This window comes from Streptomyces sp. NPDC111516, assembly GCF_055635345.1.
On sequence record NZ_JBVKBV010000008.1, the window covers coordinates 174,300 to 199,890 of the forward strand.

The 25,591-nt window shown below is 70.3% G+C and carries 19 protein-coding genes and 1 pseudogene; 18 read left to right on the forward strand and 2 right to left on the reverse strand.

The window, feature by feature from the left end; translation table 11 throughout:
* The first annotated feature begins 23 nt into the window (after positions 1–23).
* The 4 genes and pseudogenes from ACZ7L9_RS18015 to ACZ7L9_RS18030 form a co-directional block, all read left to right on the forward strand.
* Positions 24–506 (forward strand): ATP-binding protein, encoded by a 483-nt coding sequence (locus ACZ7L9_RS18015; protein WP_471416130.1) that lies wholly within the window; start codon positions 24–26, stop codon positions 504–506.
* A 140-nt stretch (positions 507–646) separates the two neighbouring features.
* Positions 647–4,204, forward strand: coding sequence for a type I restriction endonuclease subunit R (locus tag ACZ7L9_RS18020; protein WP_471416131.1), 3,558 nt, complete (start codon positions 647–649; stop codon positions 4,202–4,204).
* A 49-nt stretch (positions 4,205–4,253) separates the two neighbouring features.
* On the forward strand, positions 4,254–4,988 hold the full coding sequence (locus ACZ7L9_RS18025) for a M48 family metallopeptidase (protein ID WP_471416132.1): 735 nt from the start codon (positions 4,254–4,256) through the stop codon (positions 4,986–4,988).
* A 3-nt stretch (positions 4,989–4,991) separates the two neighbouring features.
* Positions 4,992–5,468 (forward strand): annotated as a pseudogene (locus ACZ7L9_RS18030) (aminomethyltransferase beta-barrel domain-containing protein); the annotation flags it as partial.
* A 34-nt stretch (positions 5,469–5,502) separates the two neighbouring features.
* Here the strand turns inward: ACZ7L9_RS18030 and ACZ7L9_RS18035 are convergent.
* Complete coding sequence (locus ACZ7L9_RS18035; RefSeq protein ID WP_471416133.1) at positions 5,503–6,771, reverse strand: MFS transporter; 1,269 nt, start codon at positions 6,769–6,771, stop codon at positions 5,503–5,505.
* Positions 6,772–6,898: 127 nt separating this feature from the next.
* Here ACZ7L9_RS18035 and ACZ7L9_RS18040 point away from each other — a divergent pair, with 127 nt between their 5' ends.
* The gene (locus tag ACZ7L9_RS18040) at positions 6,899–7,834 is read left to right on the forward strand and encodes a LysR family transcriptional regulator (RefSeq protein WP_471416134.1); all 936 of its coding nucleotides are present in this window, start codon (positions 6,899–6,901) and stop codon (positions 7,832–7,834) included.
* A 73-nt stretch (positions 7,835–7,907) separates the two neighbouring features.
* Here ACZ7L9_RS18040 and ACZ7L9_RS18045 read toward each other — a convergent pair whose 3' ends face one another.
* Positions 7,908–8,243, reverse strand: a complete 336-nt coding sequence (locus ACZ7L9_RS18045; protein WP_471416135.1) for a DUF427 domain-containing protein — start codon at positions 8,241–8,243, stop codon at positions 7,908–7,910.
* Positions 8,244–8,352: 109 nt separating this feature from the next.
* Here ACZ7L9_RS18045 and ACZ7L9_RS18050 point away from each other — a divergent pair, with 109 nt between their 5' ends.
* From ACZ7L9_RS18050 to ACZ7L9_RS18110, 13 genes are all read left to right on the forward strand, one after another.
* Entirely contained in the window at positions 8,353–8,892 is a 540-nt protein-coding gene (locus tag ACZ7L9_RS18050; protein ID WP_471416136.1) for an LOG family protein, read from the forward strand.
* A gap of 72 nt (positions 8,893–8,964) precedes the next feature.
* Positions 8,965–9,654, forward strand: coding sequence for an SDR family oxidoreductase (locus ACZ7L9_RS18055; RefSeq protein ID WP_471416137.1), 690 nt, complete (start codon positions 8,965–8,967; stop codon positions 9,652–9,654).
* A 71-nt stretch (positions 9,655–9,725) separates the two neighbouring features.
* Positions 9,726–10,751, forward strand: a complete 1,026-nt coding sequence (locus ACZ7L9_RS18060; protein ID WP_471416138.1) for a methionine synthase — start codon at positions 9,726–9,728, stop codon at positions 10,749–10,751.
* A gap of 30 nt (positions 10,752–10,781) precedes the next feature.
* Positions 10,782–12,974 carry an NAD-dependent DNA ligase LigA gene (ligA, locus tag ACZ7L9_RS18065; RefSeq protein WP_471416139.1) on the forward strand — a complete coding sequence of 731 codons (2,193 nt, stop codon included), beginning with the start codon at positions 10,782–10,784 and terminating at the stop codon, positions 12,972–12,974.
* Positions 12,975–13,389: 415 nt separating this feature from the next.
* The gene (locus ACZ7L9_RS18070; RefSeq protein WP_471416140.1) at positions 13,390–15,558 is read left to right on the forward strand and encodes a putative bifunctional diguanylate cyclase/phosphodiesterase; all 2,169 of its coding nucleotides are present in this window, start codon (positions 13,390–13,392) and stop codon (positions 15,556–15,558) included.
* Between the two features lie 205 nt (positions 15,559–15,763).
* Entirely contained in the window at positions 15,764–16,060 is a 297-nt protein-coding gene (gatC, locus tag ACZ7L9_RS18075; protein ID WP_015036350.1) for an Asp-tRNA(Asn)/Glu-tRNA(Gln) amidotransferase subunit GatC, read from the forward strand.
* 5 nt (positions 16,061–16,065) lie between these two features.
* Positions 16,066–17,568, forward strand: a complete 1,503-nt coding sequence (gene gatA / locus ACZ7L9_RS18080) for an Asp-tRNA(Asn)/Glu-tRNA(Gln) amidotransferase subunit GatA (protein WP_471416141.1) — start codon at positions 16,066–16,068, stop codon at positions 17,566–17,568.
* On the forward strand, positions 17,565–17,804 hold the full coding sequence (locus ACZ7L9_RS18085; protein ID WP_471416142.1) for a hypothetical protein: 240 nt from the start codon (positions 17,565–17,567) through the stop codon (positions 17,802–17,804). Before gatA ends, ACZ7L9_RS18085 begins: the two co-directional genes overlap by 4 nt.
* 15 nt (positions 17,805–17,819) lie before the next feature.
* A complete protein-coding gene (gene gatB, locus ACZ7L9_RS18090) occupies positions 17,820–19,328 on the forward strand; it encodes an Asp-tRNA(Asn)/Glu-tRNA(Gln) amidotransferase subunit GatB (protein WP_471416143.1) in 1,509 nt (502 codons plus the stop codon).
* 198 nt (positions 19,329–19,526) lie between these two features.
* A complete protein-coding gene (locus tag ACZ7L9_RS18095) occupies positions 19,527–21,653 on the forward strand; it encodes a phosphocholine-specific phospholipase C (protein ID WP_471416144.1) in 2,127 nt (708 codons plus the stop codon).
* A gap of 268 nt (positions 21,654–21,921) precedes the next feature.
* Complete coding sequence (locus tag ACZ7L9_RS18100; RefSeq protein WP_471416145.1) at positions 21,922–24,168, forward strand: MMPL family transporter; 2,247 nt, start codon at positions 21,922–21,924, stop codon at positions 24,166–24,168.
* The gene (locus ACZ7L9_RS18105) at positions 24,168–24,722 is read left to right on the forward strand and encodes a GNAT family N-acetyltransferase (RefSeq protein WP_471416249.1); all 555 of its coding nucleotides are present in this window, start codon (positions 24,168–24,170) and stop codon (positions 24,720–24,722) included. Before ACZ7L9_RS18100 ends, ACZ7L9_RS18105 begins: the two co-directional genes overlap by 1 nt.
* 94 nt (positions 24,723–24,816) lie before the next feature.
* Positions 24,817–25,443 (forward strand): hypothetical protein, encoded by a 627-nt coding sequence (locus ACZ7L9_RS18110; RefSeq protein WP_471416146.1) that lies wholly within the window; start codon positions 24,817–24,819, stop codon positions 25,441–25,443.
* Positions 25,444–25,591: the final 148 nt, after the last annotated feature.

The following is a 25,591-nucleotide window of genomic DNA, read 5'->3' on the forward strand; positions in this document are numbered from 1 at the left end:
CGCACGCACCCCAGGAGGTGCCCGTGAGGACCGAGCCCACCCCCTACGCCCCGTACGACACCCCGTACGCGCTCCACCCCGCCCCCGCCCCCATCCCCTTCGCCGACCCCTGGAGCTACGAACTCGTCTTCCCCCGCGACCCGCGCGGCCCCCGCATTGCCCGTACCACCCTCCGGGCCGTCCTAGGGGCGCATGAACTGGCCGAACTCAGCTACCGCGCCGAACTGTTGACCTCAGAGCTGACCACCAACTCCGTGCGGCATGCCCAGGGCCCCGCCGGTGTGCGGCTCCAGTGGCGGCACCCCGTGCTCAGAGTCAGCGTCTGGGACCTGAGTCCGGACCTGCCCAAGCCCTACGCGCCACCCGTCGGGCCGGACGCCGAAGCCGGGCGGGGCATGGCCATCCTCGAACTCGTCGCCGACCGCTGGGGCGGATGCGCCATAGGAGAAGGGGAATTGGGATCAGGCGGCAAGACCATCTGGTTCGAGCTGGCGCTCACGTCCTGACAGCCGCCCCTGCTCGGCCGCCCTGCCCTCCCCGCTGCCCTCCGCCCCCTGGTCGATCCGGGCCCCGCCGGTAGAGTTCCGCGTACACCCATACGGGTGCGGGTGGGACGTACGGTGACGGGCGCGCGGGGAGACCAGGCATGGGGCAGCCGGAGTACGACAAGACCGAGAAGCCGCTGACCAGGCAGCTGACCGCCATGGGGTGGACGCACCTCGAAGGCGGCCCGCCGCACGGCACGGTTGCCGAGCCGGGCCCTTCCGGGCGTCAGAACTTCGAGCACGTCGTCTACGCGCAACGGTTCCGGGCCGCGGTGGCCCGAATCAATCCTGGCCCCCATGGCAAGACCTGGTTGTCCGACGCCCAGCTGAATCACCTCCTCGCCCGGGTCCAGGGCACAGCGCCGGGATTCGGAAGCCCGGGAAGGGGTGTCGCGGGCAACCTGGAGGCGACCGAGCTCCTGCGTGAGGGGATCAACTCCCGTACCGTCCCCGGCTGGACCAAGGGCAAGCCCGAGCACATCAAACTCGTCGACTGGGACGGTGAGTTCGAGAACGGCAACGATTTTCTCGCCGTCTCGCAGTTCCGGGTGGAACGTAGGCATGCCGCACCCGTCATCCCGGACATCGTCCTGTTCGTCAACGGTCTGCCCTGGGTCGTCATCGAGTGCAAGGCCCCCCTGGTGTCCGCCCGGCAGGAACAGCGCGCGGCGCTGGACGCGGCCGTCGAGCAGGTCATCGGCTACGCGGGCGTGGACGCGCCGGCGCCCGTGGCGGAGTTCGTACGCTTCGCCCAGGTGCTGATCGGAACGGACCGGGACCACGCCGAGCTCGGCACCGTCACCGCCGACTCGCTGCGCTTCGCGCCCTGGCGGACCACCCTGCCCGCCACCGAGGAGCAGGTATGCGAGGAGACCGGCAGGAGCATCGGCACCGCGCTGACCGACCAGGAGATCCTGGTGGCCGGTGTGCTGAGACCGGCACATCTGCTCTCCCTGGTCCGGGATTTCACCACCCAGGCCGGGAACGGCCCGCGTACCGTCAAGATCATCGGCCGCTACCCGCAGTTCAAGGCCGTGCACAAACTGGCCCAGCGCCTGCTGGAACGGCGCCGGAAGATCGACGCCAGTGAGCCGGTCGACCAGCGGGGCGGAGTCGTCTGGCACACCCAGGGCTCCGGGAAGAGCCTCACCATGGCCTTCCTCGTGCGCCATCTCCGCAGCACACCCGGTCTCAAGGGACACAAGGTCGTCGTGGTGACGGACCGGCTCGACCTGGAGAAGCAGATCCGGGGGAGCCTCGCCGCGAGCAACCAGAAGATCTACCGGGCGCCCAGCGTGGCGCAGGCACGCAACTACCTCGCGGTAGACGTGCCCGACCTCGTCCTCGTCACGCTGCAGAAGGCGCGCAGGGATGACTCGGAGTACGACGGCCGGGAGGAGAAGCTCCCCGGAGGGGACGACGGCGAAGGCTATCTGTACAACCGCGTTCAGAACCCGAGCCCGGACATCGTCGTCCTGATCGACGAGGCCCACCGGGGCCAGGACCAGTGGCAGCACGCGCGACTGCGCGCCATGCTGCCGAACGCCATGATGGTCGGCTTCACCGGAACCCCGATTCTCAGTGGCGACCGGAAGACCACCGAGGACATCTTCGGCCCCTTCGCCGACCTCTACACCCTGCGCGACGCCGAGCGGGACGGGGCCGTGGTTCCGGTGCGCTACGAGGCCTACAGCGTCCCGCTGGAAGTGATCGAGAAGGCGGCGCTGGACGCCGAGTTCGACGAGAAGGTGCCCGACGACCCCAAGCAGCGCGAGCGCGTCCTGGAGAAGTTCGCGCGGCGCAAGGAGATCCTCGAAGCGCCCTCAGTGATCGCGGCGAAGGCCGACTACATGCTGCGGCACTGGGCGCGGAACGCGCTGCCCGACCGCTTCGGCGCCCAGCTCGCTGCTGTTTCCCGGCTTGCGGCGGTCCGATACAGGGACGCCCTCATCGCGGCACGGAACCGCCTGGTGGAGCAGATCGACGCCCTCGACCCGGAACTCGTCCACGATCCGATGGCAGCCTTCGAGGCCGAAGGGGAGGAACGTGAGCTGCTGGACCTGGTCGCTCACCGGGACCTGCTCAGGTCCATCGAGGCCGCCGTGGTGATCTCCGAAGCCCAGCCGAACAGTGGGCGCAAGGACCCCGAGGCATGGAAGTGCTGGACCTCGAAGTCCCTGCAGGACGACTACATCGAGCGCTTCCAGAAGGGCATCGGCGACCCGCTCGCCGCTGCCGAGGACCCTGCGTGGAAAGCATCCGCCCACGGGACCTCGGCTTCCGGACTGGGCACGCCCGGCGGAACGGGGGAGGTCTGGCACCCGGATGGCCAGCAGCCGGATCCGTCGGCGGCCGAGCAGGAGGAACCGGGCGAGGCACCCATGGCCTTCCTGGTCGTGCAGTCGATGCTGCTCACCGGCTTCGACGCCCCCGTCGAGCAGGTGCTCTACCTCGATCGCGCGCTGTCCGGCGCGGGGCTGCTCCAGGCGGTCGCCCGTACCAACCGGCCGTACCGGGACAAGCGTTGGGGGCAGGTCGTCGACTTCATCGGGATCGGCCCGGAACTCGCCCGCTCGCTCGGGGAGTACGACGAGGCGCACCTGCGCGAGCTGTACGGCTACGACACGTCTGTCGATCACCTCGACAGGAAGACGTTCACGGGCGACCAGCCGGTCCGGGACCGTCTGTTGCTCCAAGCCGATGTCGCGGCGGATGCCCTGCTCGCAGATCTGCGTACCCGCGTCTCCGACTTCCTGGGCCGGGTGGGCATCACCTCCCTCAAGGTGGAGGAACAGCGCGAGGACCTGCTGGCCGCCCTTGAGGACCCACTGCTGCGCGCCGATTTCGACGAGCTCGCACGTGACTTTCTCACCGCCCTCAACGCCGTACTGCCACGACCTGAGGCCTTGAAGTACGAGGCGTTCGCAGGGCTCCTCTGCGAGGTCCAGTACCTGGCACGTCGCCGCTACCTCGACGGGCGCGACGACTTCAGCCCGCGCCGCTACGGTGCCAAGATCAGGCAGCTGATGGCACGGCACGTGAAGGTGACGAACATCGAGCAGCGAGTCCCGCCCGTCGATCTCACCGCCCCCGATTTCATGGAGCGGGTCAACGCCAACAGTGATCCGCGTACCCGGGTCTCGTACATGTCCAGTTCGGTCAAGGTACGTATCGCGGCCGAGATCGGCTCCGACCGGGCCCGCTACACCCGCTTCAGTCGGCGTCTCGACGAGATCGTGCAGCAGATGCGGGACGACTTCGAGAAGGCCGCCGCCGAGCTCACCCAGCTGGTCAGCGACATGAACACGGACGAAGCCGAGGACACCGGTGCCGGCAGCGGACTCGACCAGCTGACCGAGCGGCCGGTCCACGGACTGCTCGTACAGGAGCTGGAGGAAGGTGCACTGACCCCGCCGGGCGCCGACCTGATCGCAGCCGCCCGTGCCCTCACCGTGGAGATCGCCGGCCATGTGCGCTCACCGGACATCGTGCACCTGGCGGACACCAGGGACCGGGTCCGCAAGCAACTTCGTGTCAGTCTGGAGACGCACGTCTCCCTGGACTGGGAGGACACCGGCCCGCTCGCCGGGCTCCTGGTGGAACTGGCCGTCGAGCGCCGTGCCGAGTTCCTGCGGTACGGGGAGCAGAACGGGCGCTGAACGAGGGGCGCCCCAGGGAATCCGCGGTGTCGGATGGTAGGAATGCCCCGTGAGTACTCCCGTCCACCAGGCGATCGCGGCGCTCCCCGTGCCCGGGGAGTGGACGTGGCAGGTCGTCGTACGGCACCGGCGCCGCACCCTGGGTATCGAGGTCGACGATGACGGGGATGTGCTGTTCGCCGTGCCACCGGACGCCGACCCGGCCGCAGTCGCGCAGGCCGTACGGACCCGGCTGCCGCGTCTGGCGCGCGAGGTGCGACGCAGGCGGACCAGACCGGACGAGCCGGTCAAGGAACTCGTCGGCGGCACCGGCTTCACCTACTTGGGGCGACGGCACCGGCTGAACGTCCTGCCGCCGGGAGAAGGCGGCCGTGTGAGGCTGCACCGGGGGTGGCTGGAGCTGCCCCCGGTGCACACGGCCGACGAAGGCGCACGCCGGATCGCTCGGTGGTACGAGGCGTGCGGCAGCCGATGGCTCTCCGGGCGGCTGCCCTCGTACGCGTCACGCGTCGGGCTGCCGACACCACAGGTCGAGGCATGTGATCTCGGGCCGAGGTGGGGGGCCCTGCGCCAGGATGGTGCGATCACGGTTCACTGGGCGGTGTTGCAATTGCCGCCGTCCTTGGTGGATCTGGTCCTGGTCCACGAACTGTGCCACCTGCGCGCGGCCGGTCACGGCGCGGCGTTCCGGCGAGAGATGCGGCTCGTCCTGCCGGACGCGGATGCGCGGGAGAAGCGGTTCGCCGAGGTGGAGCCGGAGCTGTGGCGTGGGGCTGTGCGGTGAGACGCCTCGGCTGAGGGCGGGACCGCCGAGGGCGACATCGTCGACGAGTCGGGTGCGAAGGTCGGCACCCACGAGGGCGCCTTCGGCTTCACCATCGGCCAGCGCAAGGGCCTGCGCATCGGTCACCCCGCCCCCGACGGCAAGCCGCGCTACGTTCTGGACATCTCCCCGGTGAACAACACGGTGACGGTCGGCCCGGTCGAGTCCCTCGACGTCACCGCGCTCACCGCCATCAGGCCCCGCTGGTGCGGCACCGCCCCGGCCGGCCCCGGTACGTACACCGCCCAGCTCCGCGCCCACGGCGGCGAGACCGAGGTGACGGCGGAACTGGTCGACGGCGTCCTGAACGTCTCGTTCACCGAGCCGGTACGCGGCGTGGCCCCCGGCCAGGCGGTCGTGCTGTACGACGGCACCCGGGTCGTCGGCTCGGCGACGATCGCGACGACGGCACGCCGGGAGACCGCCGCGGCGTCGGGCTGACCGCCGGAGTCGCGGTGACGACCGTGGCGCCCTGTCAGGTGCGGCTGGGTGCCGGCTCCGGCTCGGAGAGAGGCGCTGCCGCGCGGCGGGGGAGCAGCAGCGGGGTCGCCAGCAGAAGCACGCCGGCCAGGCCGATGGCCGTACGCGGGCCGAGCAGGCCGCCCAGCACGCCCCAGACCGCCGTCAGGAGCGCGGTCGAGGCCTTGGTCGTCACCGCCCAGGCGGACAGCGTGCGGGCGACCCGGTCGGACGCGGTGCGTTCGAGGCGGTACGTGGCGTAGACGGGGTTGAAGACCCCGCAGCAGAAGATGAGCCCGAACTCGACGCCCATCACCAGCAGCAGCCCTCCGGTGCCCGGCCCCAGGAAGGCCAGGCCGACGGGCCAGAGCGCGCGCAGCGCCCCGACCACGACCAGGACCTGGTGCTGCCCGAACCGGGTGACGAGCGGTCGGGCCAGCCGTGAGCCGAGCAGCCCGCCGATCGAGGGCGCGGCGAAGGCGAGGCCGTACTGCCACGGTGTGAACCCGAGCCGGCCGAGCATCAGGACGGCCAGCAGCGGCTGGGCGGCCATCACCAGGCCGTTGAACAAGGCGGTGTTGAAGAACAGCGGACGCAGTGTCGCGTCGGCGAGGATGTACCGCCAGCCGTCGAGCAGGTCCCCGGCCCGCATGCGCGCGCCCTCCCGGCGCTCGGGCCGCGGCTCCTGCCCGCCCATCGCGCGGATGCCCAGGGCCGAGAGCAGGTAGCTGACCGCGTCGGCCACCACCGTCGCCACCGGACCGAGGAGCCCGATCGCCGCGCCGCCCAGCGGCGGTCCGATGATCGTGGTCGTCCAGGCCGTGGACTCGAACCGGGCGTTGGCGACGAGCAGGTCCTCGGGCGGCAGCAGCGTCTTCAGGTACGCGCCGGAGGCGGCGCGGAAGGTGATGTCGGCCGCCGCGACGACGACCGAGACCAGCAGGAGCTGAAGGAAGGTGAGCACGCCGAGCGCGAACGCGGCGGGGATCGTCAGCAGCGCCGCGAACCGCACCAGGTCCATCGCGATCAGCACGGACCGCTTGCGGCGGAACTCCACCCATGGGCCGAGCGGCACCGCCACGGCCGCGCCCACCGCAGCCCCCACGGAGGAGAGCGCGGCGACCTCGGCCGGTCCGGCGTGCAGCACCCGGATGGCGATCAGCGGGAACGCGCCGAAGGCGAGCCACGTGCCGAGCGCGCTGGTCCCGTACGCTCCCCAGAGCCATCCGAACCGCCGCCCCAACCGATGTCCGAGCAGATGTCCAAGCCGGTGCCCGCTCCGCATGCCCGACGCCTCTCATCCGCACAACCGATCCGCGATCGGAAGCATCGAAGCGCGCACCACACCCGAGGATCAAACAACCACAGGGCCGCCCGGCCACAACCATCGGTTGTGCCCATAGGGTGTCGACATGGACCTCGACACCGTCCGGACCTTCGTCGCCGCCGCCGAGGCGGGGCAGTTCCAGGAGGCCGCCGCCGAGCTGGCGGTCACCCAGCAGGCCGTCTCCAAGCGCATCGCCGCGCTGGAGCGCAACCTCGGCGTGCGACTGTTCACCCGCACCGCGCGCGGCGCCGAGCTCACCATCGACGGGCAGGCGTTCCTGCCCCACGCGCGCGAACTGCTGCGCGTAGCCGAGCGTGCGGTCGCGTCCGTATGCACCGACCGCCGTCCGCTGCGCGTCGACGTGATCGCCTCGCGCGGCGCGGCGTCGGGCCTGATGCGCGGCTTCCACCGCGCGCACCCCGAGATCGAGCTCGACGTGGTGTGGCTGTTCGACATCGCGACGGCTGTCGCCGCCATCCGGTCCGGTGAGATCGACGCGTCCTTCCGCGCCGTCGCCGCGCCCGGCCGGCCCCTTCCCGAGGACATCGAGTTCGTCCGGGTGCTCGACGAGCCGCTCCAGCTCCTCACCGGTCCCGCCCACGCGCTGGCGGGCGCCCGGTCGGTGACCGTCGCTCAGCTCGCCGGGCACCGGATCTGGATGCCCGGCATCGTCCCCGGTACCGAGTGGGCCGCCTACTACGACGACCTCGTCACCGAGTTCGGCCTCACCATCGAGGCGACCGGCCCCAACTTCGGCTCCGACGCGCTCCTCGACACCGTCGCCGACACCCCGGCCCTGGCCACCTTCATGAGCGAGCAGACCCGCCTCGTCTGGCCCGTCGGCCACGGACTGCGCCGCATCCCGGTGACCGACCCGACGCCCGTCTACCCGCACTCGCTACTCTGGCACCGCGACAACCCCCACCCGGCGCTGGCCACCCTCCGTGCCCACCTCGCCGCCACAGCGGCCGGCCACGACGCCGCCGGGACCTGGGTGCCGGACTGGGTGATTCCGCGTTGAACGCCGCCGCGTCATCGCTGCGGTCGAGAATTTTGGATTTTCCAATTACGCAGGTGGGAAGGGTGATTGACGATCAGTCGGAGGCGGTCTCGGTGTCGTAGAAGCAGAAGTGGTCCTTGATCGCCGCGACTTCGGGCTTCGGCTCCGGATAGGCCCAGACGAGATCGGCCGCGTCCGGCAGCGACCAGTAGGAGGCGGCACCCTTGAACGGGCAGTGGGTGTGGGTGTTCGAAGCCGTCAGCAGTTCCGTACGGACGTCCTCGGGCGGCAGGTAGTAGCGGGGCGGACAACCCGTCTCGCGCAGTACGAGCGGGCGTCGGCTCTCGGCGAGCACCTGCCCGTCGCGCACGACGCGTACATGCTCGGTGCCGGGTTCGACCGTGATGCGGTGTCCTCGTGCGGAAGTCATGTCAGGTTCAGCCACGTCACGGTCCGATTTCTTCCCTCTCCCTCCCCGGCGTCGGCCGTATTTCCACCCGACCCCCGGGTGCGTCAGTGGTGGCCTTTACGGTGACTGCATGAACATCTGCGTCTTCCTCTCCGCCGCCGACCTCGACGACCGCTACACCCGTCCCGCCCGTGAATTCGCCGAACTGCTGGGCCGGGGCGGACACACCCTGGTCTGGGGAGGGTCGGAGAGCGGGCTGATGAAGGTCGTCGCCGACGGGGTGCAGGAATCGGGCGGGCGGCTGGTCGGGGTGTCGGTCGACTTCCTGGCCGCGAAGGCGCGTGCCAACGCCGACGAGATGGTGATCGCCCGCGATCTCGCCGAGCGCAAGGCGCTGCTCCTGGAGAAGGCGGACGCGATCGTGATCATGGTCGGCGGTACCGGGACGCTCGACGAGGCGACCGAGATACTGGAGCTGAAGAAGCACGGCAAGCACGACAAGCCGGTGGTCCTGCTCAACACGGCGGGCTTCTACGACGGGCTGCGCCAGCAGTTCCAGCGTATGGAGGACGAGGGCTTCCTGCCGCTTCCGCTGAGCGACCTGGTGTTCTTCGCGAAGGACGGCGTGGGCGCCCTGGCCTACCTGGAGGAGTGGTCCGGCCTCCGGTGACGCGGCGGCGGGGCGTGAGGGGCGGGGCGCGATCGGGCGGGGCGTGATCGGGTGGGATGCGATCATGGGGGCATGTCCACTCATATCATCACCGGCGCCGGCTCCGGCATCGGCGCAGCCGTCACGCGTCGTCTCCTGCAGCGCGGCGACGAGACCGTGCTGCTGGCCCGTGACGCGGGCCGCGCGAAGGAACTGGCCGAGCTCCACCCCGGGGCCCGCACGCTCGTCGGTGACCTCTCCAACCCGGACCGGCTCTCCTGGGCGTTCGCCCAGCAGGCGATGCCGGAGCGGGTCGACTCGCTGCTGCACATCGCGGGCGTCGTCGAGCTCGGCAAGGTCGGTGACCTCACGCCCAAGGCGTGGCACTTCCAGCTCAACGCCAACCTGGTCGCGCCCGCCGAGCTGACCCGGCTCTTCCTGCCGCAACTGCGGGTCGCCCAGGGCCATGTGCTCTTTGTGAACTCGGGCGCCGGCCTCGCCGCGCACGCCGAGTGGAGCGCGTACGCCGCGAGCAAGCACGGCCTGAAGGCGCTTGCCGACGCGCTGCGCCACGAGGAGCACGCGAACGGGATCCGCGTTACCTCCGTCTACCCGGGGCGCACCGCCAGTCCCATGCAGGCCAAGGTCCACCAGCAGGAGGGCAAGGAGTACGACGCCTCCCGCTGGATCGACCCGGAGTCGGTGGCCACCACGATCCTGATGGCCATCGACCTGCCGCGCGACGCCGAGGTCAACGACCTCACGGTGCGACCCGGGCGCTGAGCCTCCCCGGCCCCCGACCGCCGCCGGTCGACGGGGCCGGGCACGGCCTCAGGCGGCCTTAGGCTTCCCGTGTGAGTGAGAAGAGCAAGTTCAGGGGTTGCCCGGCCACCGGAATCGGTTCCATGCCCGGCGGAGACGCACGGGAGGCGGCGAAGACCGTCATCGGGTCCTTCGGGGACGGCCAGGGCCTGCCGTACCTGGCCGAACTGCCGGCCCGCGGACCCGGCGCGGACATGATCGGGCGGACCATCGGGCTGCTCGTCGACCTGTACGGCCATGTCGAGCCCAGCGGCTGGCGGATCAGCGACCGGCCCGGACGGGACACCCGCCGGGCCAGGTCCTGGCTCGGCGAGGACCTCGACGCGCTGGAGGAGTTCACCCAGGGGTACGAGGGACCGCTCAAGGTCCAGGCCGTGGGCCCCTGGACGCTTGCCGCCGCCCTGGAACGGCGCGGCGGCGAGGCCGCGCTCGGCGACCCGGGGGCCTGCCGCGACCTGGCGGGCTCACTGGTGGAGGGGCTCCGGGGCCACCTCGCGGAGGTACGGCGCAGGGTGCCCGGTGCCGAGGTGGTCCTCCAGCTCGACGAACCGTCGCTGACCGGCGTACTGCACGGCCGGATCAGGACGGCAAGCGGCTACCGCACCTATCGGGCCGTGGACCGCCAGATCGTCGAGGGCACCCTGCGCGATGTGCTGGCGGCCGGCGGGGACGGCGCGACGGTCGTTCACACCTGTGCGCCCGAGGCGCCGTTCGCGCTGCTGCGCCGGGCCGGGGCCGACGGTATCTCGTTCGACTTCTCGTTGCTCACCGAGCGTGAGGAGGAGGCGATCGGGGAAGCGGTCGAGGGCGGCACCCAGCTCTTCCTCGGGGTGGTGCCGGGCATGGACCCGGCCTCGGGCGGATTGTCGGACCCGGGCGGTAGCGTCATGGGTGTCAGGACGCTGTGGCGCAGGCTGGGGCTGAATCCGGGGACTCTGACGGAGTCCGTGGTGATCACTCCGTCGTGCGGGCTCGCGGGTGCCTCGCCCGCTTACGCGCGCGCCGCGCTCGCCCACTGCGCCCGGGCCGCGAGATCGCTCGCAGACAACCCTGAGTAACGGGGCAACGGGTAACGGGAGGACGAGACGATGGCCGGCGAACAGCAGATGGCAGTGCCCGTACAGGCACGGGAGCGGCACGCGCTCCTTGCCGAGCAGATCGAGGAGCACCGCTTCCGGTATTACGTGAACGACCAGCCGGTCGTGAGCGACGCCGAGTTCGACCGGCTGATGCGCGAGCTGGAGGCCCTGGAAGAGACGCATCCGCAGCTGCGCACGCCGGATTCGCCGACGCAGAAGGTCGCGGGGCCGTACCGGACGGAATTCACCTCCGTCGAGCACCGCGAGCGGATGCTCTCGCTGGACAACGCCTTCGACGACCCGGAGTTGGCGGCCTGGGGCGAGCGGATCGCCAAGGAGGCCGGCACCTCCGACCACCACTTCCTGTGCGAGCTGAAGGTCGATGGTCTCGCGGTCAACCTCACCTATGAGCACGGGCGGCTGACCCGGGCCGCGACCCGCGGCGACGGCCGTGCCGGCGAGGACATCACGCCCAATGTCCGTACGATCTCCGAGATCCCGCACCGGCTGAAGGGGGACCGGATCCCGGCGCTGGTCGAGATCCGCGGCGAGGTCTTCTTCCCGATGGAGGCCTTCGAGGAGCTCAACGCCCGGCTCGTCGAAGCCGACGACAAACCGTTCGCCAACCCGCGCAACGCGGCGGCCGGTTCACTGCGGCAGAAGGATCCGAAGGTCACCGCCACCCGCCCGCTGCACATGGTGGTGCACGGCATCGGCGCCCGCGAGGGCTTCGACATCGACCGCCTCTCGCACGCCTACGAGCTGCTGCACGAATGGGGCCTGCCCACCGCCAGGCACAACAGGGTGGTGGAATCCCTCGACGGGGTACGGGAGTTCATCGCGTACTTCGGCGAGAACCGGCACTCCGTGGAGCACGAGATCGACGGTGTCGTCGTCAAGCTCGACGAGGTCCCGCTCCAGGGCCGGCTGGGGTCCACCTCGCGCGCCCCGCGCTGGGCGATCGCCTGGAAGTACCCGCCGGAGGAGGTCAACACCAAACTGGTGAACATCCGTGTCGGCGTCGGACGCACCGGCCGGGTCACCCCGTACGCCCAGGTCGAGCCGGTCGAGGTGGCGGGCTCCGAGGTCGAGTTCGCCACCCTGCACAACCAGAACGTGGTGAAGGCGAAGGGCGTCCTCATCGGGGACACGGTGGTGCTCCGCAAGGCGGGCGATGTGATCCCGGAGATCCTCGGCCCGGTCGTCGATCTGCGTGACGGCACCGAGCGGGCGTTCGTGATGCCGACGCACTGCCCCGAGTGCGGAACCGAGCTGAAGCCCATGAAGGAGGCCGACGTCGATGTCCGCTGTCCCAACGCGCGTTCCTGCCCGGCGCAGTTGAGGGAGCGCCTCGCCTACCTCGCGGGCCGCAAATGCCTCGACATCGACCACTTCGGCTATGTCGCGGCCGCGGCCCTGACGAAGCCCCTGGAGCCCGCCGAGCCGCCGTTGCGCGACGAGGGTGATCTCTTCGGGCTGACCGTCGAGCAGCTGCTGCCGATCCGGGCCTATGTCCTGGACCCGGACAGCGGACTGCCCAAGCGCGATCCGAAGACCGGTGAGGAGAAGACCGCCTGGGTCTTCGCCAACCAGCAGGGCGAGCCGAAGAAGAACGCGCTCGCCATGCTCGACGCCGTCGCCGCGGCCAAGGAGGCCCCGCTCGCCCGGATCCTCACCGGGCTCTCCATCCGTCACGTGGGCCCGATCGCGGCCCAGGAGCTGGCCCGCCAGTTCCGCTCCATCGACCGGATCGACGAGGCGACCGAACAGGAGCTGGCCGAGGCCGACGGGGTCGGTCCCATCATCGCCGCTTCGGTGAAGCAATGGTTCACCGAGGACTGGCACCGGGAGATCCTGCGCAAATGGCGGGAGGCCGGGGTCCGGATGGAGGACCAGGGGGCGGGGGAGGAAGTGGGGCCGCGCCCGCTCGAAGGACTCACCGTCGTTGTCACCGGCACGCTGTCCGGCCACACCAGGGATGGCGCGAAAGAGGCGCTCCAGAGCCTGGGGGCCAAGGTGACGGGTTCCGTCTCGAAGAAGACCTCCTTCGTGGTCGTCGGCGACAACCCGGGCTCGAAGTACGACAAGGCGATGCAGCTGAAGGTGCCCGTGCTGGACGAGGACGGCTTCGCCGTGCTGCTCGAACAGGGGCCGGACGCCGCACGCGAGGCGGCCGTCCCCGTCGGAGAACCGGCGCAATAGGACAGACCCCGCTCCGGGAAGGACAGACCCCTCTCGGGGAACGGGCGGAACGAGCAGAACGGGATAGAGCAACAGACAGAACAGGGCAGATTATTGACCGGGAATCGATGTAACGGGACCGGTCGGTGAGTGAACGGTGAACGGGAAGGTGCAGAAAGGGTGTAGCGGGACGGACGGGGACAAGGGGCGCCGTCGGGGGGGGGGCGGATTCACCCGATCGGTGCATAGCAGATGCTGACGGTCGGTCGGTTCGCATTCGGGCAAGAGCTGTAGAGCGCTGCCCGTAGAGGCCCTCTGCGGCCTACTGTTGAGGTGTGCACCTGCCGTGCCGGCCACGGGGTGGGAAAACGGGTCGTGGTGGCATGGAGCCGAACCATCGGGTGACATCGGCACCGCCGGCTGTGAGAGGGACGGAATGAAACCGACCGAGAGCGCCGCACCGGTGTCGCGGCTGCAAGGTTTCGTCGGCCTCACGCCCAAAGTGGGTGCCGTCGTCGTGGCGATCGCCGTTGTTCAGCTCGCGACCGGTTTCTACCGGGCCGTGAGCGAAGGACACGCACTTTTTCCCGACGGCAGGGCCGGCTGGTCCCTCGCCGTCCTCACCGGCATCGTCGTCGGCCATCTCGTCGCGCTCGGACGCGACCGCTGGTGGGGCGGCACCGGTTCCGGGCCCGCCCTCACCCTTGCCGTGCTGCTGCTCTACGGCTGGGTCCCCGCGGGCCTGGTCAGCCTGGTCGTCGTCGTCCTCGTGGGCATCGCCCGCAGACACCGCTTGCGGCAGGGGCTGCTGCACGGCGCGGTGGACATCCTGGGGATAGGAGCGGCAGCCCTGGTGCTCGCCGCGTTCGGCGATGTGCAGACCGTCGAATCGCCCTGGCAGCCACTCGACTGGGGCATCGGCGCCGTTCCCGAAGTCCTGCTGGCCGCCTCCACCTATCTTCTGGTCACCCGGGTCCTGCTGTGGTACGCACGGGCACCCCAGGGCGGCGGCCTGCCGACCGTCGCCCGTACCGCTCTGCTGCGCCAGGGCCTCGTCGCGGTCGCCCTGCTCGGCATCGCACCGCTGATCTGCGTCGTCGCGACGACCATGCCCGTACTCCTGCCACTCTTCGCGGTCCCGCTGATCGCCCTGGACTCCACGCTCTGGATCGCCAGTGCCCGGGCCGAGGAGCAGTTGCGCGACCCGCTGACCGGACTGCCCAACCGGCAGTGGCTGCTGGAACGCACCTGGACGGCCCTGGAGGAAGCCGAGTCCATCGGCGCCAGATCCGCTCTCGTCCTGATCGATCTCGACCGCTTCCGTGCGGTCAATGACACTCTCGGTCATCTGGCGGGGGACCGGTTGCTGCTGCAGATAGCGGAACGCCTCAGGGCGGCGCTCCCCCGAGGTGCGGAGGCCGCGCGGCTCGGCGGTGACGAATTCGCCGTGCTGCTGCCGACCACGGAGTCCACCACCAGCGCCCAGCGGGTCGCCCGCCATCTGGTCGCCGAGCTGTCCTCCCCGCTGGACCTGGACGGTCTGACCCTGGTCCTGGAGGCGAGTGCCGGAGTCGCCGTCTACCCGGACCACGCGCTGGACGCCGAAGGGCTGCTCAGGCGCGCGGACGTGGCGATGTACCAGGCCAAGCGCGACCGTACGGGCGTGGAGGTGTACGAGTCGAAGCGCGACAGCAACACCCCGGACCGGCTCGGGCTCCTCGGAGATCTGCGGCGCGCGCTGGACGCCGGCGAGGTGGAGCTCCACTACCAGCCGAAGGTCCGCTTCGACGGCCAGGTGGCCGGCCTCGAAGCGCTGGTGCGCTGGGTGCATCCGGAGCGCGGACGGGTCCCTCCGGACGAGTTCATCGCCATCGCCGAATCGTCCGGCCTGATGCCGCACCTCACGGAGTACGTCCTGGAGACGGCGCTGGCCCAGGTCGCCCGGTGGCGGGCGCAGGGCCTGTTCGTCCCGGTCGCGGTCAACGTCTCCCCGCGCGACGTCCACACCCCCGGATTCGCGGGCGGTGTCGCGGCCCGGCTCGCCCGGCACGGCGTCCCGGCCGGGGCCCTGCAGTTGGAAATAACGGAACACGTGCTGCTGGAGGACCCGCAGCGCGCCGCCGACACCCTCGCCGGACTCACCGGGCACGGCGTGAAGATGTCCCTCGACGACTTCGGTACGGGGTACTCCTCATTGGTCCACCTGCGCCGGCTGCCGGTCAGCGAGCTGAAGATCGACCGTTCGTTCGTGGCCCGGCTGGCCGTCGACAACGAGGACGCGGAGATCGTCCGCTGCACCATCGACCTGGCCCACTCCCTCGGCCTGCTGGTCGTCGCGGAAGGTGTCGAGGACGACGAGACCTGGGAGCGGCTGCGGGATCTGCGGTGCGACGCGGTGCAGGGCTGGCTGGTCGCCGCGGCGATGCCGCCGCAGGAGACGACGGCCTGGCTGCGGGCGCGCGGCGAGCAAGGGTGGCGGCGGCCCGCGGAACTGGCGGCAGCGGCGGCCGCGGCGGCCAGTGCGGCTGCCGGTGCGACCGGGGCCGCAGAGCTGGAGCACCGGCCGACGGGCCGCGCGGTGAAGCCGGGCCCGGCGACAGCCTGAGCGACCGGGTGGGGCGGGGCGGGAAGGGGACCGTGGCGCCCGGCGGTCGGATTGTCCTCGATCGCCGGACAGGCTTGAAATGTCCCCGCAGGGGGGTGCGAGTGAGGCGGGGCTGACCAGGGTGTTCGCCCGGGTGGCGGGAGGGGCGGCGGGCGACACCATAGGATTGGGCCAAAACCACACACCAACCCCTGAGGATCGCTGCATGCCTGGCATCACGCGCGAGGAGGTCGCCCACCTCGCCCGGCTGGCGCGTCTGGAGCTGAAGGGCGAAGAGCTCGATCACTTCGCCGGTCAGCTCGACGACATCATCGGCGCGGTCGCCCGCGTCTCCGAGGTCGCCGACCAAGACGTACCGCCGACCTCCCACCCGCTGCCGCTGACGAACGTCATGCGCGCGGACGAGGTCCGTCCGTCGCTCACCCCCGAGCAGGCGCTCTCCGGCGCCCCGGCCCAGGAGCAGCAGCGTTTCAAGGTGCCGCAGATCCTGGGGGAGGACTAACAGCCATGACGGACAACAGCACCATCATCAAGCTCACCGCGGCCGAGATCGCCGCGAAGATCGCCTCGGGCGAGCTCACGGCCGTCGAGGTCACCGAGGCCCACCTGGCCCGGATCGACGCGGTCGACGAGAAGGTCCACGCCTTCCTGCACATCGACCGCGAGGGCGCGCTCGCGCAGGCCCGCGCCGTCGATGCGAAGAAGGCGGCCGGCGAGAAGCTGGGTCCGCTGGCCGGTGTCCCGCTCGCCCTGAAGGACATCTTCACCACCGAGGGCATGCCGACCACCGTCGGCTCCAAGATCCTCGAAGGCTGGATCCCGCCGTACGACGCGACCCTCACCAAGAAGCTGAAGGCCGCCGACATCGTCATCCTCGGCAAGACCAACATGGACGAGTTCGCCATGGGGTCCTCAACCGAGAACAGCGCCTACGGCCCGACCGGCAACCCGTGGGACCTCACCCGCATCCCCGGCGGCTCCGGCGGCGGCTCCTCGGCCGCGCTCGCGTCGTACGAGGCCCCGCTCGCCATCGGCACGGACACCGGCGGTTCCATCCGCCAGCCCGCGGCCGTCACCGGCACCGTCGGCGTCAAGCCCACCTACGGCGGCGTCTCCCGCTTCGGCATGGTGGCGTTCTCCAGCTCCCTGGACCAGGGCGGGCCCTGCGCCCGCACCGTCCTGGACGCGGCCCTGCTGCACGAGGCGATCGCCGGGCACGACCCGATGGACTCGACGTCCATCGACGCCCCGGTCCCGCCGGTCGTCGAGGCTGCCCGCAACGGCAGCGTCGACGGCATGCGCGTCGGCGTCGTCAAGCAGTTCGCCGGTGAGGGCTACCAGGCCGGGGTCGTCCAGCGCTTCAACGAGTCGGTCGAGCTGCTGAAGTCGCTCGGCGCCACGATCGTCGAGCTGGACTGCCCGTCCTTCGACCTGGCCCTGTCGGCGTACTACCTGATCGCGCCGTCCGAGTGCTCCTCGAACCTGGCCCGCTTCGACGCCATGCGGTACGGCCTGCGCGTCGGCGACGACGGCACGAAGTCCGCCGAGGACGTCACCGCGCTCACCCGCGAGGCCGGCTTCGGCGACGAGGTCAAGCGCCGGGTCATCCTCGGTACGTACGCCCTCAGCTCCGGTTACTACGACGCGTACTACGGCTCGGCGCAGAAGGTCCGCACCCTCATCACCCGGGACTTCGAGAAGGCCTTCGAGCAGGTTGACGTCATCGTCTCCCCGACGACGCCCACCACCGCCTTCCCGATCGGCGAGCGCGCCGACGACCCGATGGCGATGTACCTCGCGGACCTGTGCACCATTCCGACCAACCTCGCCGGCAACTCCGCCATGTCGCTGCCCTGCGGTCTGGCTCCCGAGGACGGCCTGCCGGTCGGACTGCAGATCATCGCCCCCGCCATGAAGGACGACCGTCTCTACAAGGTCGGAGCCGCCGTCGAGGCCGCCTTCGTGGAAAAGTGGGGACACCCGCTGCTGGAGGAGGCTCCGTCACTGTGAGCGCACTGACCAAGGCCAAGGGCTTCAAGAAGTCCAAGGCCGGTACGTATCTGTCCATCGGCACCACCGCGTTCGGGGCGCTCGGCGTCGTCAAGCAGGCCAGGAAGGCCCGCAACGAGCACGACACGCTCCAACTGATCGACGCCGTTGTCTCCGCCGCCGCCATCGCCACCGGTCTCGCCCTGCTGCTGCGCGAACTCAAGCGCCTCGGCGATGACGACGTACTGCTGGGCTGAGAGGGAAGTTTCACCGTGACTGTCACCGACCTGGTGTCGTACGAGGACGCGCTCGCGTCCTACGACCCCGTCATGGGCCTGGAGGTCCATGTCGAGCTCGGCACCAAGACCAAGATGTTCTGCGGCTGCTCGACCGAGCTCAAGCAGGACGCCAACTCCCAGACCTGCCCGGTCTGTCTCGGCCTGCCCGGCGCACTGCCGGTCGTCAACGAGATCGGCGTCGAGTCCGCCATCAAGATCGGTCTCGCGCTGAACTGCGAGATCGCCGAGTGGTGCCGCTTCGCCCGGAAGAACTACTTCTATCCGGACATGCCGAAGAACTTCCAGACCTCCCAGTACGACGAGCCGATCGCCTACAACGGCTATCTGGACGTCCAGTTGGAGGACGGGGAGATCTTCCGGGTGCAGATCGAGCGCGCCCACATGGAGGAGGACACCGGCAAGTCGACCCACGTCGGCGGTGCCACCGGCCGTATTCAGGGCGCGGACCACTCCCTGCTCGACTACAACCGCGCGGGCATCCCGCTCATCGAGATCGTCACCAAGCCGATCGAGGGAGCGGGCGCACGCGCGCCCGAGGTCGCCAAGGCGTATGTCGCCGAGCTCCGCGAGCTCATCAAGGCGCTCGGTGTGTCGGAGGCCCGGATGGAGATGGGCCAGATGCGCTGCGACGTCAACCTGTCGCTGCGCCCCAACGGCACCGAGACGTTCGGTACGCGCTCCGAGACGAAGAACGTGAACTCCCTGCGTTCCGTCGAGCGCGCCGCCCGCTTCGAGATCCAGCGCCACGCCGCGGTGCTGAGCTCGGGCGGCACGGTCGTGCAGGAGACCCGGCACTTCCACGAGGAGGACGGCTCGACCACGGCCGGCCGCATCAAGGACAACGCCGAGGACTACCGCTACTTCCCCGAGCCCGACCTGGTGCCGGTCGCTCCGGCCCGCGAGTGGGTCGAGGAGCTCCGCAAGGGCCTTCCCGAGCTGCCGCGGCTGCGCCGCAAGCGTCTGAAGGAGGAGTGGGCTGTCTCCGAGCACGACATGCAGTCCATCCTCAACGCGGGCGCGGTCGACCTGATCGTCGCCACGACCGACGCGGGTGCCCCCTCGGATCAGGCCCGCAAGTGGTGGATGGGCGAGCTGGCCCGTAACGCCAACGAGACCGGCCGCGCCCTCGACGAGCTCCCGATCACCCCGGCGCAGGTCGCCAGGGTGGCCGAGCTCGTCGCCTCCGGCGACCTCAACGACAAGCTGGCACGCCAGGTCCTCGACGGCGTCCTCGTGGGCGAGGGTGACCCGGACACCGTCGTCGAGAAGCGCGGCCTGAAGGTCGTCTCCGACGAGGGCGCGCTGTCCACGGCCGTGGACGAGGCCATTGCCGCCAACGCGGCCGTCGCGGACAAGATCCGCGGCGGCAAGATCGCGGCGGCGGGCGCGCTCGTCGGCGCGGTCATGAAGGCCACCCGGGGCCAGGCGGACGCGGCCCGGGTCCGCGAGCTGATCCTGGAGAAGCTCGGCGTCGAGGGCTGACCCGCCCCCGTACACCGGGGCGGTCGACGCACGTCTCGCCGGGGGCGGTGCACCCATGACGGGGTGCACCGCCCCCGGCGCAGTTGGACTTTTCCGGCCCACCTGTTGGACGTTCACCACCGAGCCGTTCGAAATCCTTCCCGAGGCCACCTCGCTTGCATAGCTTCCCGGCTGTACGAACGGAATCGGGAGGCTCACTTGACCACGGACATTTCACGGCGAAGGCTCTTCGCGCTCGGCGGCGGTGCGCTCGGCGCCGCGGCGGCGGGGTCGCTGCTGCCGCCGTCGCTGCAGGCCGCGATCGCCGCGCAGCCGGCGCCCTCGACGGGGTCCGGCGGCGGTGACGGGCTCGAAGCCATCAAGCACGTGGTGATCCTGATGCAGGAGAATCGTTCCTTCGATCACTACTTCGGCACACTCCGGGGAGTACGCGGCTTCGGCGACCGCAATGCCGTCGAGCTGCCCTCCGGCAAGCCGGTCTTCGAGCAGCCCGCTCCGCTGGGAACCTCCGTACTGCCGTTCCCGGTGCGGGACGCCGCCGAGACGCAGAAGAAGGACCTCCAGTACATCGGCGCGCTCGACCACTCCTGGAGCGGCGGCGGCAAGGCGTGGGCCGGCGGATGGATGAACGGCTGGGTGACCGCGAAGACGGCCGCCACCATGGCGTACTACGACCGCCGAGACATCCCGCTGCACTACGAACTGGCCGACACCTTCACGGTCTGCGACGCCTACCACTCCTCCATCCACACCTCGACCAGCCCCAACCGCAACCACCTGTGGAGCGGGAAGACGGGCAACGAGGCGAACGGCAAGCGGGCCGTCGGGAACGATGCGTACAACGAGGGCACGCACCCCGGATACGACTGGAGCACGTACGCGGAGCGGCTGGAGAAGGCCGGGCGCAGCTGGCGCACGTACACCGAGTGGGAGAACTTCACCGACAACCAGATCGAGTTCTTCGCCACCTTCAAGGCGATCGCCCGCAAGGCGCTGGCGAAGACCGGCGGCCATACGTACATGGAGTCGTTCTACTCGGCGATAAGGGGCGCGGACGCCACCGAGCGGGAGCGGCTGTTCGGCCTGCTCGAAGAGGGTGTCGCCACCCTGGACAAGACCGAACGCAGCCTCTTCGAGCGCGCGCTGCGCCGGGTGGAGACCGGAACGCTGGCCGAAGAGTTCGCCAAGGACGTGGCGGCGGGAACCCTGCCCGAGGTCTCCTACCTGGTGCCGTCGGCCGTCGACTCCGAGCACCCGAGCGTCTCCTCGCCGATCCACAGCGCGACGATCGTCTACAAGGTCCTGGACGCGCTGGGCAAGCACCCTGACGTGTGGCGGCACACCGCCGTCCTCATCAACTACGACGAGAACGACGGCTTCTTCGACCACGTGCCGCCGCCGGTCGCGCCGCCCGAGGTGGCCGAGGAGCAGTGGGAGGGCAAGCCCACCGGTCTCGGGATGCGGGTGCCGCTGCTCGTGGTGTCGCCGTGGACCGTGGGCGGCTACGTCTGCTCCGAGGTCTTCGACCACACCTCCGTGATCCGCTTCCTGGAGCGCTGGACCGGCGTGGCGGAACCGAACATCGGCGACTGGCGGCGCACCGTCACCGGCGATCTGACCTCGGCCTTCGACTTCAAGCGCGCGCAGCGCCGGCCCGACGTGGAACAGCCGGGCGCCATTCCGCCGTTCAGCGGACGCTGGGCGCCGAAGCCGCCGCTCGTGCAGCACATGCCCGTACAGGAGCCGGGGACACGACCGGCCCGCGCGCTGCCGTACCAGCCGGACGCCCAGGCGAAGCTGGTGGACGGGGCGGTACAGGTGGCCCTCACCAATACAGGGCGCTCGTCCGCGCACTTCGCGCTCTATCCGTACGCGGGCGAGTTCCCCGTACCGCAGCACCGGGATGTAAAGGGCACGGCGCAGTGGACGGTGCCCCTTACCGGTACGGCGTACCGGTTCACCGTGACCGGGCCGAACGGCTTCCGGCGCGAGTTCGCCGGACCCGGACAGGACGGAGCCTCGGCCGGGGCCGAGGTCGCCTCACGGGTCGATGCGCCTGAGCAGGATCTGCATCTCACGCTGCGCAACACGGGGCGCACGACGCTCACCTTCACCGTACGGCCGCTCGGATACGTCGAGGAGGCGGACCTGCGGGACTGGACCCGGACGGTCAAGGTCAAGCCGGGGCGGAGCCGTACGGTCGTGCACTCGGCGGCCGACGCGCACGGCTGGTACGACCTGGCCGTCACCGTCGACGGGGACGACGTCTTCCGGCGCCGGCTGATGGGGCACATCGAGAACGGCCGGGCGAGCGTCTCCGGCTGATCCGGGTCCGAGCGCGGGGGCGCCGTACGCCGTGGAGCGGCACGGCGCCCCCGCCAGGAGCCGCGACCCTTTGTGAGTCCAGGACCGAGTCGGGGACTCCTTGTGAGTCCGGTCTCTTTGTGAGCCCGGACTCCTTGTGAGTATGGCCACGAAAGGGGCAAATGATCAGTATTAGCTGCCAGAGTGGTGTTCTCAGGTCATGCGCTCTTTGCGGGTCATTCATGTGTTGTCCCGCCAAGGAACCACGAACCGGCAGGGAGCACATCCGTTGGCTGCAATTGCCCGCTGGTGCATCAAGCACCGTCTCATCGCCGTAATCATCTGGCTGGTCGCCCTCGGCGGCACGGTCACCGCGGCGGGATTCGCGGGCTCCGCGTACACCAACAACTACGACGTGCCCGGCACGGAGGCCGGCCGGGCCGCCGACCTCCTCAAGAGCGGTTTCACGAACCTGGGCGGTGACACCGACACCATCGTCTGGCACACCACCGACTCCACCGTGCGGGCCGCCGATGTCCGCCAGACGATGACCAACACCCTGCACGCGGTCGAGGAGCTGCCCGGTGTCGGCGCCGTCACCGGGCCGTACGGGGCGTCCGGCCCCGGACAGATCAGCGAGGACGGACACACCGCCTACGCCACCGTCACCTTCGACCAGCAGACCGAGGACATCCCGCCGCAACAGGTCCAGGCCGTCGTCGACACCGCGAAGGCGGCCGCCGGCGACCACCTCCAGGTGGAACTGGGCGGCTCGGCCATATCCCTCACCGAAGCGCCGTCCGCGCACTTCAGCGAGGCCATCGGAGTCGTCGTCGCCGCGGTCGTCCTCTTCCTCGCCTTCGGCTCGCTCGCCGCCAGCATGCTGCCGCTCGCCACCGCCCTCGTCTCCGTCGGCACGGCCTACGCGGGCACCGTACTGCTCGGCCATGCGATGACCGTCGCCGACTTCGCCCCCATGCTGGGCATGCTGATCGGGCTCGGCGTCGGCATCGACTACGCACTGTTCATCGTCACTCGGCACCGCAGCGGACTGCGCAGAGGCATGACCGTCACCGAGGCGGCGCAGAACGCCGTCGCGACGACCGGGCGGTCCGTCGTCTTCGCCGGAGCCACCGTCTGTATCGCGCTGCTCGGCATGCTGATCCTGCGGCTCGGATTCCTCAACGGCGTGGCGATCGCAGCCTCGCTCACCGTCGTGCTGACCGTGGCCGCGTCCGTGACCTTGCTGCCCGCCCTGCTGTCCTTCATCGGCATGCGGGCGCTGAGCAGGCGCGAGCGCAGAAGTCTCGCCGAGCACGGGCCGCAGCCCGAACGGGCCACCGGCTTCGCCGCTCGCTGGTCCGCCTTCGTCGAACGCCACCCCAAGCTGCTCGGCGCGTTCGCCGCCCTGGTGATGCTGGTGCTCGCGCTGCCCACGTTCTCTCTGCATCTGGGCACCTCCGACCAGGGCAACAACCCCTCCACATCGACCACCCGGCAGGCGTACGACCTGCTGGCCGACGGTTTCGGGCCCGGCGTCAACGGACCGTTGACGGTCGCCGCGCACATCGACGGCGCCGGCGACCGGCTCGCGATGGACGGCCTGCCGGCCACCCTGCGGGCCACCGACGGCGTGGCCTCGGCCGGCCCGGTCACGTACAGCAACGACGGCAGTACGGCCTTCGTCACCGTCGTACCGAAGTCGGCACCGCAGTCGCAGGAGACCAGCAAGCTCGTCGATCGGCTGCGCACGGAAGTCATCCCACAGGCCGAGGCGAACACCTCGCTCCAGGCCCATGTGGGCGGGGTGACGGCCGGCTATGACGACTTCGCCCGAGTCATCATCGGCAAGCTCCCGCTCTTCATCGGCGTCGTCATCGGGCTCGGCTGTCTGCTCCTGCTGCTGGCGTTCCGGTCGATCGGCATTCCGCTCAAGGCCGCCGTGATGAATGTGGCCGCCGTCGCCTCCTCGTTCGGAGTCGTCGTCGCGATCTTCCAGTGGGGATGGGGGAGCGAACTGCTGGGGCTGGGCAGCTCCGGGCCCATCGAACCGTTCCTGCCGGTGATCATGGTGTCCGTGCTCTTCGGGCTCTCCATGGACTACCAGGTGTTCCTGGTGGGGCGGATGTACGAGGAGTGGCTGGAGACCAGGGACAACAGACGGGCGGTCCGTGTCGGGCTCGCCGAGACCGGCCGCGTGATCAACTCCGCGGCCGTGATCATGATTTCGGTCTTCCTCGCGTTCGTCCTCAGCGGGGACCGCGTCATCGCGATGTTCGGCATCGCGCTGGCCGCGGCCGTGGCCCTCGACGCGTTCGTCCTCCGTACGCTGCTGGTCCCTGCCCTGATGCACATGCTGGGCGGCGCGAACTGGTGGCTGCCGGGCTGGCTGGACCGGTGGCTGCCGCGGATCAGCATCGAGGCTCCCGAGTGCCGCCCGCCGCATGCGAAGATCCCGCAGACAGCACTACCGGCGGAGCCGGTGGAAGGCGCGCAGACAATGCACGCGGCGGAAGCGGTTCGAGAAGGAGCATGATGTTCGCGATATCCCTGGGCGACGACGGCGCGGAGCTGCGTCCGCTGGAGATCTGGCAGGCGGCGGAATTCCTCGCCCACGTGGACCGGGCCCGCGAGCTCGTCGACCCGTGGATCCCGTTCGCCTCCTTCGCCACCGACCTGGAGTCGGCGCGCGCCCTGCTCCGGCGCTACGCGGAGAAGCAGGCGGCGGACACGGGACGCCTCTACGGAATCTGGCTGGAGGGCACGCTCGTCGGCGGCGTCCTGTTCCGGATCTTTGACGCGGATTCGGGGAACTGCGAGGTCGGCTGCTGGCTGGAACCGGCGGCGGAGGGGCGCGGACTGATCACCCGGGCGGCGGCGAAGCTGATCGACTGGGCGGTCTACGAGCGCGGCATGCACCGCGTGGAGTGGGACGCCTCCGCCGCGAACACCCGCAGCGTCGCCGTGGCCAAGCGGCTCGGCATGACGCGTGACGGGGTGCTGCGCCAGAACTACCTGTACCGCGGTGAGCGGCACGACTCGGAGATCTGGTCCGTGCTGGCCCCGGAGTGGCGGGCGCGGAAGTCCTGAGGCGGGGGCGGGGGACGGGCCGGGACCGGCTGCGGGCACAGGCCGGGACCGGGCGTTAAGAGGGTTCTCATCTGCTCCGCCTAGCGTGCGGAGCATGAACCCCAGGACCCCCACTGACCCCACCACCCGCACCGACCCCGCCGCCCCGGCTGATAACGAGGGAACGGGCTCCACCCCGGACGCCGACGTGAAGGACGCCGGCGTCAAGGACGCCGAAGTGAAGGACGGCGGATTGACGGCCTCCGAATCCGAGGCCTCCGAGTCCGCGGACCTCGACTTCGACGACCTCGACCTCGAGGACTCCGGCAAGAAGCCGTCCGGTCTCGGTTCGGCCGCCGCGGCCGTCGCCGCCGCCGGTCTCGGCGTCGTCGCGCTCACGGGGTCCTGGACCGGCAAGATCGTCGCCGAGCGCGAGACCCTGCTCGGGCAGATCAAGACCTCGTCCGGTGGCACCGCTGCCCAGCAGATCTCCGAGATCTACGGCGACGCCTGGCACTCCACGGCACTGGTCAACGGTCTCTTCGCGCTGCTCGCCCTGCTGGTCGGAATCTTCGCCCTGGTCCGCCCGGCCTTCGGCGCGCCTTCCCCGAACCCGCAGCCCGGCTGGGTACGGGCCGTCGCGACCGCCGGCATCGCGCTCGGCGCCCTCGGCGTGGTGATCTCCGCCGGAATGTACTTCGACCTCATCATGCCCCTGCCGACAGTGGGCGCCACTCAGTGAGTACGCACCACCCAGCCCGCCCCGGGAGCGTCCAAGGTCGGCGGCCTTCAACCGGGCGGTGCTACCAGCCGAAGGACCCGGCCGAAGGTCGAACGTTCCGATTGTGATCCGGCCTCAGAACAGGCCCTAATGACGTATCAGGCAACGT